Raw genomic sequence first — 10,587 nt, forward strand, 5'->3', positions numbered from 1 at the left:
TATGGCGTTTGATCAAAGCACGCGGGGCAGACTCCAGAAGTTTGTCACCAACTGCCGAGTATCTTTGAGCGAAGAACTGACTCGGCAGTTGCAATCTCTCTATGGCTTAGACCCAAGCACTGGGCACGTTGCAGAGCTGGGTGAGCTTACGCATTTGGATAACCGCCAGCGTCAGACGGCGCACTTATTACGGGAAATGTTGGCTCACTACGTCGCAGCGACTCCAGGAAAGGACGAGGGAGGGCGCACGAAACAAGGCCTGGATCGTATTGTGAGGGAGCAGGCGTTCACTGTCCTAAACCGACTTTCAGCTCTCCGAATGGCTGAAGCACGTGGTTTCCTGATGGAGTCGATAGGCCAGGGGCAGAACTCGAAGGGGTTTCAGCTTTACCGTTCTCTAGCGGGAACTTCCCATGGTGAAACTGGGGATGCCTACACCAGCTATCTGTTCAGCCTGTTTGATGAATTTGCCCTAGATATGGCTGTGTTATTCGATAGGCACAGCCCACAAGGGCGGCTCTTCCCTCGTGAAGGCACCTTGTTGGAAGTACTCGAACAGATCAACCACCCTGATATAGAACATCTTTGGGCGCAAGACGAAACCATTGGCTGGATCTACCAGTACTTCAACTCCCAGGAAGAGCGCAAAAAAATGCGCAAGGAATCGCAAGCTCCACGTAACAGTCGTGAACTTGCGGTACGCAACCAGTTCTTCACGCCGCGCTACGTGGTGGAATTTCTGGTGGACAACACCCTGGGACGAATCTGGTTTGATGCCACCAACGGCAACACCAGCTTATATGACCGTTGCCAATACTTGCTGGTGAAACCGGAAGAGCTGGAAGCCAAACGGGCCGAACCGCCTCCGCGTACCCTGCGTGACCCGCGTACTCTCAAACTGCTGGACCCAGCTTGTGGCTCCATGCACTTCGGCCTCTATGCATTTGATCTCTTTCTGGAGATCTACCGCGAAGCCTGGGGTTGGGAACAACAACAGGGCCCCGGCAGTCTGGATGTCTCTACACAGCCGGACGCGGACTTAAAGCCTTTAGGTCAGACCTACGACGATGAATTTGCCTACCTGAGGGATGTTCCCCGTCTAATCATCGAACACAACATCTACGGGGTGGATATTGACCCCCGTGCTGCCCAGATCGCCACTTTGGCACTCTGGTTACGAGCCCAGCGTGCCTGGCACGATGCCGATGTAAAAGCACAACAGCGCCCCATCATTGGCCAAGGCCATGTGGTGGCGGCCATTGCTCCGCCAGCTGAAAAAGAGCTGCGTGAACGGTTTGTCGAACAGCTGGACAGTAAAGACGCCGAGCTGTTTGAGAAAACTCTACAACTGCTGCGTAACCTGCCCGAGCTGGGTGTATTGCTCCAGGTGGAGCAGGAGCTGCCTACACTTATCAAGAAAATCTACGGTGGAAGTGGAGACGGTCTCTTCGCCGCGGAAGAAAATGAAGTTTGGAAGCAAGCGGAGCAACGTTTGTGCCGAGCGCTGAGGGATTTTAATCGGCAGGTCAGTACTGGTTATCAAAGCGAGCTTTTTGCGCTAGACGCATTGCAAGGCCTAAGGATGATTGATCTGACAGGTGAAACCTTTGACGTGGTTCTAATGAATCCGCCATTCGGAGCATTGCCCAATCTAACGAAGGCCCAGCTTGGGAAAGCGTATCCTAACAGCAAGAATGATTTGCTAGCTATCTTTGTTGAGCGCGGTTTGACACTGTTGCGTCATAGCGGCCGGCTAGGAGCAATTACCGCGCGGACATGCTTCTTTTTATCGAGTTATCAAAAGTGGCGTAAGCGGTCAGTACTCGGCATTGGTAAACCTGAAGTAATGGTGGACTTGGGGCATGGAGTAATGGATGACGCAATGGTTGAGGCTGCTGCCTATGTACTGGAGAAAAGCCGATGAGTAATTTTCTGCGTCTATTGACTGAAACTGATAAGCACACAGCGCTTTCTGAAGTTTGCAACAACCTCCGTAGGGGAGAGGAAGATGAGCGCATCTTTCAGGTGGCTCCTGAAATTTTCAATGAGGTTCCCGGGATACCCTTTTCCTATTGGGTGAACGATTCGGTGCGCTCGCGTTTTTCAAAGTGTGCGCCATTTGAGAACAGTCATCGAAACGCTCGGCAGGGATTGGCTACAGGTGATGACTTTAGGTTTGTGCGCTTACATTGGGAGGTTGTTGGTCGGCATAAATGGTTAAATTTCGCAAAAGGGGGAAGTTTTTCTCCTTTTTTTTACGATTTACATTTAGTTGTGAATTGGCAAGAAAACGGCGTCGAAATAAGAAATTTTGTAGATGAGAGCTCGGGAAAGCTGAAATCGCGACCCCAGAATATAGAATTCTTCAAAAGAGCCGGTCTCACATGGCCACGGAGAACGACCAGCGGATTAAGTGTACGCGTCTTACCTGCGGATGCTGTGTTCGCTGATAAAGGTCCAGCATTATTTGTATCTGACGATGATCCTGATGAATTGTTGGCCTTGTTGGCAATTACGAATAGTCAGGCATTTGCGACTTTACTATCAGTTCAGTTAGCCGCAGCAGACGCGGCAGCACGTTCATATGAAGTTGGCCTGATACAGAAAAATCCAGTTTGTGAATATGACGCTAAGGAAGGCAGTCGACTTTCGGAAATGGCGAGACGTTTATGGTCGCTAAAGCGTCAATTAGATACAACCACTGAAACGTCTCACGCATTTCTTCTGCCTGAGTTGTTGCGCAATCGTTTGGGTGACTATAACCCTGTTGCTATCGAGGAAGAGATAGGCCAGATCCAGCGTGAAATTGATTCTCTCGTCTTTGATCTTTACGGATTTTCAGAAGAAGATCGATTGGAAGATTTAACAAATAAGGAGACTCCTTCGACGGCAGGTAAGAAAACAGAGGAAAAAGATGATATAGAGCTTATTACTCGTCCTGAAGAAGATGTTCTTTCGTGGGCTGTGGGGGTTGCGTTCGGTCGCTTTGATTGGCGTTTAGCCAATGGTGAGCGTCGCCCATTAGCCGAGCCATGCCCCTTTGCGCCGCTTCCTGCCAAAAGTCCGGGAATGCATCCCGATGGTGTTGAAGTTTTTCACCATCATCATGGTGTATTAGTCGACGATGAAGGCCACTCCCACGATTTGAATCGCTTGGTTGAACGGGTATTGGAAACAGTAGATGCAAACATCTCTCGGGACACACGTCGCTGGTTACGAAAAGACTTCTTCCAGTTTCATCTGCAGCGTTACTCAAAAAGCCGTCGCAAAGCACCGATATACTGGCCGATCTCGACCTTCTCTGGTAACTACACTCTGTGGCTTTATTATCCGCTGCTTAGCAGCCAGACACTCTTTACGATCGTGAATGATTTCGTCGATCCAAAGCTTAAATCTGTGCGCAGTGATTTAAATAGTCTTCGCATTAAGAGCAGTGGGCGTAGCAAGCAAGAAGAGAAGGAATTTGAAACGCTTTCAAACCTGGAAAAGGAGTTGGCGGACCTATGCGATATGCTACTCGGCATCGCACCATCCTATAGGCCGAAACATGATGACGGTGTGCTGATATGCGCTGCTCCCCTTTGGTCTTTGTATGCTAATAAGTCGTGGAAGATGGTGCTCAAAGATATTTGGAACCAACTCGAAGAAGGTGATTACGACTGGGCACATCTGGCGCTTAATTACTGGCCAGAGCGGGTATTGCAGAAATGTATTGAAGATCGGAGCCTTGCGATCGCTCATGATGTTGAGCGCCTTTTTTGGGAAGAAATTGAAGTGCCAGTGATACGCCGAGGGCAAGATACGGGAGAAATCAGACTAGATTGGCAGCCTAAAGGTCTTTCTGAAGCGGATACTCAAACATTGATCAAAAAAGTAATTGATGAAAGGGGGCTGCAAAGTGAGTTCCGGTAATACTGCAATGCAGCAATCCAGTAAAGCTCAGGATCGCCCTCTGGGAGTGTGGTTTCAAAATATCCAGCACGGTTACGTAAAGCTCCCTAGGTTCCAGCGATACGAGGCATGGGACCGTCATCGCGTTGCGAGTTTTTTGGATACGATCATCCACAACTTGCCGGTTGGGGTGACCTTGGCGCTTGAAGTGGCTGGTGAGGAGAAGTTTCTCTCACGTTATATCGTCACGGCTGATCCTAACTCTCCTGGTACCGTCAATCAGCATCTGCTTGATGGGCAGCAGCGACTGACTGCCTTTTGGCGCAGCATGTATAACAACTATGAGGGGGTTACTTTTTTCGTTCACCTTCCGGAATTTGATAAATCACTGGAAGGGAATGAAGAACGCGATATTTCCATCCGCTCACAAAATCGCTGGATCGCCAACAACGGCACCCGTCGACCGATTTGGTCTGATGATCCGGCTAAGTGCCTGGACAGGGGGCTGGTTCCGATTAACCTTCTTCGTCCGGAAGACATGGCGACGGAAGTGGATCAGTGGGTTTCTGATGCGACAGCTGCCTTGGAACCCAATGAAAGTGACCCTGAGTTTGTGACGAGGTTTAAGGCGCACACAGCAGTAATAGCAGAACTCAAGGCCCGGATTTCGGAGCTGCGCGAGCGAGTTAAGTACTTCAACCTACCGTATCTTTCCCTACCCGCAGAGACCAGCAAAGATGTCGCGCTACAGGTATTCATCAACATGAATACCAACAGTAAACCGCTGTCGCTGTACGACATCATCGTTGCGGAAGTTGAGAGTATTGCCCAACGCTCCCTCCACGATTTAGAGCAAGAACTGGTGGAATCTTGCCCCAAAGCGATGCGCTATGGGGATGTCCGCAACCTCATTCTGGCCACATCAGCTCTGCTTCAAGAAAAATTGCCCAATAATCGCGGCATGATTGAAATGAATAAGCAGGTCCTGTTGGATAACTGGGGCACGCTTGAGGTTGGCTTGGAGCGTATGGCCAATTTGCTCGAAAGCCAGGGCGTAGTTGATGAAGCGAGGCTACCCACCAATGCCGTGCTGGCGGTTTTGGCGGCAGCGTATGAGCACGTGCCGAAAGACGGGGATTTCGTGGCCAAAGCAGAAGAACTGTTGAGGGCGTATTTGTGGTCTGCATTCTTTTCCGATCGCTACGAAAACTCAGCTGCATCGAGAGCTTACGCGGATTTCAAAGCTCTGAAAGAATTGTTAATTCGTCGAGACTTCACAGAAGCGGATTGGAAGCAGATTCCTATATTTAACCGAGATGAGCACCCGCTGGCGGATCAAGATTCGTTAATCAGTGCAGGGTGGCCTAAAAACGTTGGCATTGAACGCCGGGGCATTCTGGCGGTTTCCAGTTACTTCGGTGCCAATGACTTTGCTGACGATAAACGGATCAATTACGAGAACATTGGCAATCGTGAGTATCACCATATTTTCCCCGACGCGCTTCTCTCTGAGGCGGAGATTTCCAGCTATCTGGCTTTAAACTGTGCATTAATTACGTGGAAGACAAACCGGATTATCGGCCGAAAAAATCCACTTGAATACATAAAAGAGCGGGTCGACCTATCGAACGAAGATGCGGTACGTACCCGGTTGAAATCACATCTAATTCCCTACGATTGCCTCAGCAAAGCACACTACGCTGATTTAGAAGGCCAGGCTTTGGCGAGTCGACTAAGGGCGGACTTTGATCAGTTCCTGAAAGATCGGGCAGTATTGGTTGAAGCTGCAATTCTGGAATTGACCCGAGGCAAACAGCCTACGTTGGACCAGATCTGGACTCAGCAGGAGCCACAGAGTGACGATTGAGCAGTTTTTTCAGGATGAAGTATTGCAACCGCGCCTGAGCAAGAACGAGGTGGTTGTGGTTTATGACCCAGCCCAACGGTATCGCCATCTATGTCTGGGAATGGCCACTGAGCGGTGCAAAGTCGTCGATGCGACCGAATCTAGTCTGGACAGTCGCGCTGAAGCATTAGGGGGTCTTCAGGAACTCGGCCGAGCGGATATAAGCCAGATGCTTGTGTATGTTCCTGTCGCAAAGCCCTTGGAGGATGAACATTGCCAAGGCGATCCGTTCTCCGTTTACCTGGCATGCGGTGGTGTTTTTCCGGAGGGGGACGGTGATAGTTACCTGAGTTTGTGCTTGCGAGCGAAGCCTGACCACGCCACGCAGATCCGTAGTGCCTTCGAAAAAGATGATAACCCCAGCTTCGCGGTGATTAACGCGATTGGGGGCGGCTTGGATTGGCCGAACTTGCGTGCGCTACTAGGGGTGGAGTCTTCCAGGGATATTTTATTTGCTCTGCTTGTGCCAAGTGAGCAGCAGCAAGAGGCATTGAAAGGCAGTGATGCCTGGGTCGCTGAAGCGAAGGCATTGTTCCAGGCAAGCATTGGTCTTAAGTTGCGCACCCGAGGTAAGTCCTGGAGTTCGGTTGCTGATGAACTTTGGACCTATCTGCTTTTCAGTGAATTTGCATTCGATCTACCAGAGGAGCTTCCGCAAGCTCTGGGGGATATGCCGCGTGCTCCGGATGAGGCCAAGCAGCTCGTAGAGGATTTGTGTGAGCGCCTAAGGAGTGACCGTCGAACGCAGTCCACCTATATAGACCGAGCTGAAGCGATTGAAGCTGAACTGGAACTGCGAACTCATTGCGGCGATATGTTTGATCTGGGCGTGCTTGATACCTTCCCGTTCGAAGAGCGCACTTTCATGCACCAGGCGATTCAGGCTCTGCTTAAAGACGATACGGATCAAGTGCGAAAAATCCTATCCCGGCATCGTGGATCTGTGTGGACCGGTAAGGGTGAGAGCCAGGCGCAGTGGGACCTTCTCAAAGCTGCGTCGGGCCTCATTGATAAATGCGAAGATCTCGACCGCGTTTTAGCGGACCACACCAAGGGCATCGGTGCTTTGGTAGAGTTCTATGTATCTTACCTTCGCGAGGCTGACAGGCTGCACCGTGAATTTGAACAGGCGGTGAGTGATTTTGATTGGCAAGATACCCAAGGCACCATGGAGCCGGTTAAAACGCGAGTCAGGGAGCAATATGGCCGCTTAATTGAGAAGGTTCAGGTGCCATTCACGAAACATTTCGAGAATACTGGGTGGCCACTTCAAGGATATCTTTCCAACAATGACGTTTTCGACAAACTTGTAGCGCCGAAGCTGAAGCAGAGTGGGTACCGGATTGCCTACTTAATGGTTGATGCTCTTCGTTATGAACTGGGTGTTGCTCTAGAGCACCAGTTGGCGGATCACGGAAAGGTTGATCTGCAACCCGCAATGGTGCAGTTACCGAGCATTACCTTGGTTGGTATGACAAGCCTGCTTCCCGAAGCCAGTTCTAGTCTTAGATTGATGCGTGAGGAAAGCACTTTGATCCCGATGATGGGGGATCAACCGATTACCAATGTCACGCAGCGAATGAACTGGATTCGCAAGCGTTATGGTCAGCGTTTCCAGGAAGGGCGTTTGGAGGACTTTGTCCGTAGTCGGTTCAAGGTTGAGCCAGAAATTGAGTTACTGGTACTTCGGTCGGTAGAGATTGATAGCCACTTCGAGAACCACCCTGATACGGCACCAAGTGAAATTTCGAACGCGCTTAAACGTATTCGGGTAGCTGTTCATAAGCTGAAGGACCTTGGTTTCAATGAGGTGGTTATTGCCACAGACCATGGCTTTTTTATGAATACGCATGCTGGCGCTGGCGACACCACACAGAAATTGCCTGGTAACTGGATCAACGTGCATGAGCGCTGCCTAGTCGGTGAGGGAGCGACAGACCCAGGTCACTACCAGATCGCTGCTGAAAAAGCGGGAATCCAAGGTGACTTTCCGAAGTTGGCTGGGCCACGATCGATGGCGTCATATAAATCTGGGATGTTGTTCTACCACGGAGGTGTGTCGTTGCAGGAATGCGTGGTGCCAGTGATTTCGCTGCAATTGAGTGGAGCCGACCAGCCGAAGGTGCAAAAAGCGAATGTGGTGTTGGCTTACAAGAACGGAGCTAAGCGCATTACGACAAGGCTTCCCGTGCTGGACTTAAGCATTGAAACCGAGGATATGTTCTCCGTTGAGGATGAGTTCGAGATTTTGTTGGAAGCTCAAAACAAAAAGGGCGATGTGGTTGGTGAGGCTAAAGCAGGCGGGGCAGTGAACGCGGCGACCGGTACCATAAGCCTCCGCCCGGGTGAGAAGGCGCAAATAACCCTGCGAATGCAGATGGAGTTTGAGGGCAAGTTCAAGGTGAAAGCGCTTAATCCAACCACGATGGCGGTATACTGCCAATTGGAACTTGAAACAGACTACACGGTGTAAACCATGGATGAACTTGATCAGAAATTATCGCAGGTCTTTGATGGCAAAGTGGTTCGCAAAGAGCTGGTGCATCGGATCAAGAAAGGAACCAACGTTCCTACGTTCGTTCTGGAGTTTTTGCTGGCTCGCTATTGTGCCAGTGATGAAGAAGCCGAGATCCAGGCCGGGTTGGAGGCAGTTCTCGATACCCTTAACGACAACTATGTCCGTCCCAACGAGGCAAACCGGGCTCAATCGGTTGTAGCGACCAAAGGTAAACACCGATTTATCGATAAGGTGCACGTAAATTACGTTGAGAAGGACCGACGCCACTGGGCTGCTTTGGAAAACTTTGACTCCCGGCGGGTAGCCATTTCTGAAAAGTTTTATCGGGACAACGATCGTTTGCTCCAAGGCGGGCTCTGGTGCGAGGTGACCATTGCTTACAATGAGATAGAGGAAGACGATTACGCCTTCTATATCGAAGACCTTCGCCCTATCCAGCTGAGCCGCTTCAGTTTCGAGCAATACCGTGAGGGACGGGATGAGTTTGATCGAAACGACTGGGTGGATGTGATTCTACGCTCTGTTGGCCTTGAGCCTACCAAACTGTCTCAACGGGTGAAGATTCACTTCATCGCCCGCTTGTTGCCCCTGGTAGAGCCGAACTTCAACTTTATTGAGCTTGGACCTCGTGGTACGGGAAAATCCTATTTCTTCAGTGAATTTTCGCCGTATTCAACTCTGATTAGTGGTGGGCAAGCGACCAAGGCCACGCTGTTTTATAACAACCAGCGGAAGAAGATTGGTCTCGTCGGTTTTTGGGACACAGTAGCCTTTGATGAAGTTGGCGGGATCAAAGTGAAGGACCCTGACACCATTCAGATCATGAAGGATTTCATGGCGAACGGTCGTTTCTCCAGAGGTGTCGAAGTCATCGCAGACGCGTCAATGGCTTTCGTGGGCAATCTCGACCTGTCCGTGCAGCAGGTGGTTAATTCAGAGGTCTATGATCTGTTTCAGCCGCTGCCGAAAGAGTTCGACCTGGCAGTAATGGACCGGTTCGCTTTTTACCTGCCTGGCTGGGAGATGCCGAAGAACAGCAGCGAATTCCTGACCAACAACTACGGATTCATTACCGACTACCTTGCTGAAGCCTTCCACTATCAGTTGAAGCATACGAATCGCTATGAAGAGGTTAGTAAACGCATTCGGTTGGGTAAGGAAGTCGAGGGACGAGATGAGAAGGGGATCAAAAAGACAGTTTCCGGGCTTCTGAAGATTCTGCACCCATCGTCTCCGCCCTCCGATGAGGAGTTTGAGGAATATGTATCCTACGCGGTCGAATGTCGACGTCGTGTGAAGGAGCAGATGAACAAGCGCAAGACCGACGATGAGTTTGCGCTGATTAACCTGTCTTACATCTCTGCGGACGGCCAAGAGCACGTCGTGTACTGCCCTGAGTCACAGGCAGCCTCTGCGACACAGGAGCCTTCTAGGAAAAATATTCACGCTGGCGAATTGGAAGAGGTTGAGGCAAAGCCCTCTTCGGCAGCAAAGGCTCCGGGATCAACTACCCCTGCTGCGGAAAAGCCTGAGGTTGATGCTGAGGCTGTGGTCGAACTTGACGAGCCGCAGGAGCAACACTTCACGATCCATTATGGTGATGCCGGGTACAGCTACGAAAGCCTGATAGGGTCGTATCTGGTGGGTGCCAAAAAGGTTGAAGTGGAGGATCCGTATATTCGTGCCACACACCAGGTACAGAATTTCGTTCGATTCTGCGAGGCGGTACTAAAAGCACCCACCGTTCGCAAAATTGTACTCACCACCAGCTATGATGCCGATACCGATGTGAAGCAGCTATCAGAGCGCCTGAGCGAGCTGAAGCAGAGCCTTATAGAGATTGATGTTGAGCTCGAAGTAAAAGTGAACGAGCACATGCATGATCGGGAGATTCGGATTGATAACGGTTGGGTTATCAAGATTGGTCGCGGGCTCGATTTTTATCAGAAACCGGATAGTTGGTATGGGATTGGCGTAAACGACCTAACGTTAAGAAAGTGTTTAGAAACGAAGGTAGATATATTTAGAAAATAGGGATAATACTGCAGAGTTTTTATTATCCAAATGATTGGCTACACCAGCATTCCCGAGGTTACGATGCGGTCCAACTGCCATTTTTCGCCATAATGTTTCCAAGGCGGTGCCACTTTTCGCTGTTAGGGTCATCCGGGTTCTACCCCGTTTCCACGGACGGTTTTAAAACGGCTGACAGCTTCTGATCCTGAGCGGCAACTCTACGTCGCATCCTGGGATTATGGAACCGCTCAATGTA

The 10,587-nt window shown here is 50.4% G+C and carries 5 protein-coding genes; all 5 read left to right on the forward strand.

Going from position 1 to position 10,587, the window contains the following annotated elements; all coding sequences use genetic code 11:
- Window position 1 precedes the first annotated feature (1 nt).
- From AXW11_RS16355 to brxL, 5 genes are read left to right on the forward strand one after another with little or no spacing between them, the layout of a single operon-like run.
- Window positions 2–1,924, forward strand: coding sequence for an Eco57I restriction-modification methylase domain-containing protein (locus AXW11_RS16355; protein ID WP_091642163.1), 1,923 nt, complete (start codon window positions 2–4; stop codon window positions 1,922–1,924).
- Window positions 1,921–3,912, forward strand: coding sequence for a BREX-1 system adenine-specific DNA-methyltransferase PglX (locus AXW11_RS16360; protein ID WP_177190607.1), 1,992 nt, complete (start codon window positions 1,921–1,923; stop codon window positions 3,910–3,912). The genes AXW11_RS16355 and AXW11_RS16360 overlap by 4 nt, the downstream gene beginning before the upstream one ends.
- A gap of 7 nt (window positions 3,913–3,919) precedes the next feature.
- Entirely contained in the window at window positions 3,920–5,758 is a 1,839-nt protein-coding gene (locus tag AXW11_RS16365) for a DUF262 domain-containing protein (protein WP_091642166.1), read from the forward strand.
- Window positions 5,748–8,270, forward strand: a complete 2,523-nt coding sequence (locus tag AXW11_RS16370; RefSeq protein WP_091642170.1) for a PglZ domain-containing protein — start codon at window positions 5,748–5,750, stop codon at window positions 8,268–8,270. The genes AXW11_RS16365 and AXW11_RS16370 overlap by 11 nt, the downstream gene beginning before the upstream one ends.
- A 3-nt stretch (window positions 8,271–8,273) precedes the next feature.
- Window positions 8,274–10,349: a BREX system Lon protease-like protein BrxL gene (brxL, locus tag AXW11_RS16375; protein ID WP_091642173.1), complete on the forward strand. Its 2,076-nt coding sequence runs from the start codon at window positions 8,274–8,276 to the stop codon at window positions 10,347–10,349.
- Window positions 10,350–10,587: the final 238 nt, after the last annotated feature.

Source organism: Marinobacter sp. Hex_13, from assembly GCF_001566815.1.
GTDB classification, from domain to species: Bacteria; Pseudomonadota; Gammaproteobacteria; order Pseudomonadales; family Oleiphilaceae; genus Marinobacter; species Marinobacter salarius.

Excerpts from the sequence above, each read along its gene's own strand:
- AXW11_RS16355 (WP_091642163.1), top strand. The coding sequence starts at position 2 with ATGGCGTTTGATCAAAGCACGCGGGGCAGACTCCAGAAGTTTGTCACC.
- AXW11_RS16365 (WP_091642166.1), top strand. The coding sequence starts at position 3,920 with ATGCAGCAATCCAGTAAAGCTCAGGATCGCCCTCTGGGAGTGTGGTTT.
- brxL (WP_091642173.1), top strand. The coding sequence starts at position 8,274 with ATGGATGAACTTGATCAGAAATTATCGCAGGTCTTTGATGGCAAAGTG.
- AXW11_RS16360 (WP_177190607.1), top strand. The coding sequence starts at position 1,921 with ATGAGTAATTTTCTGCGTCTATTGACTGAAACTGATAAGCACACAGCG.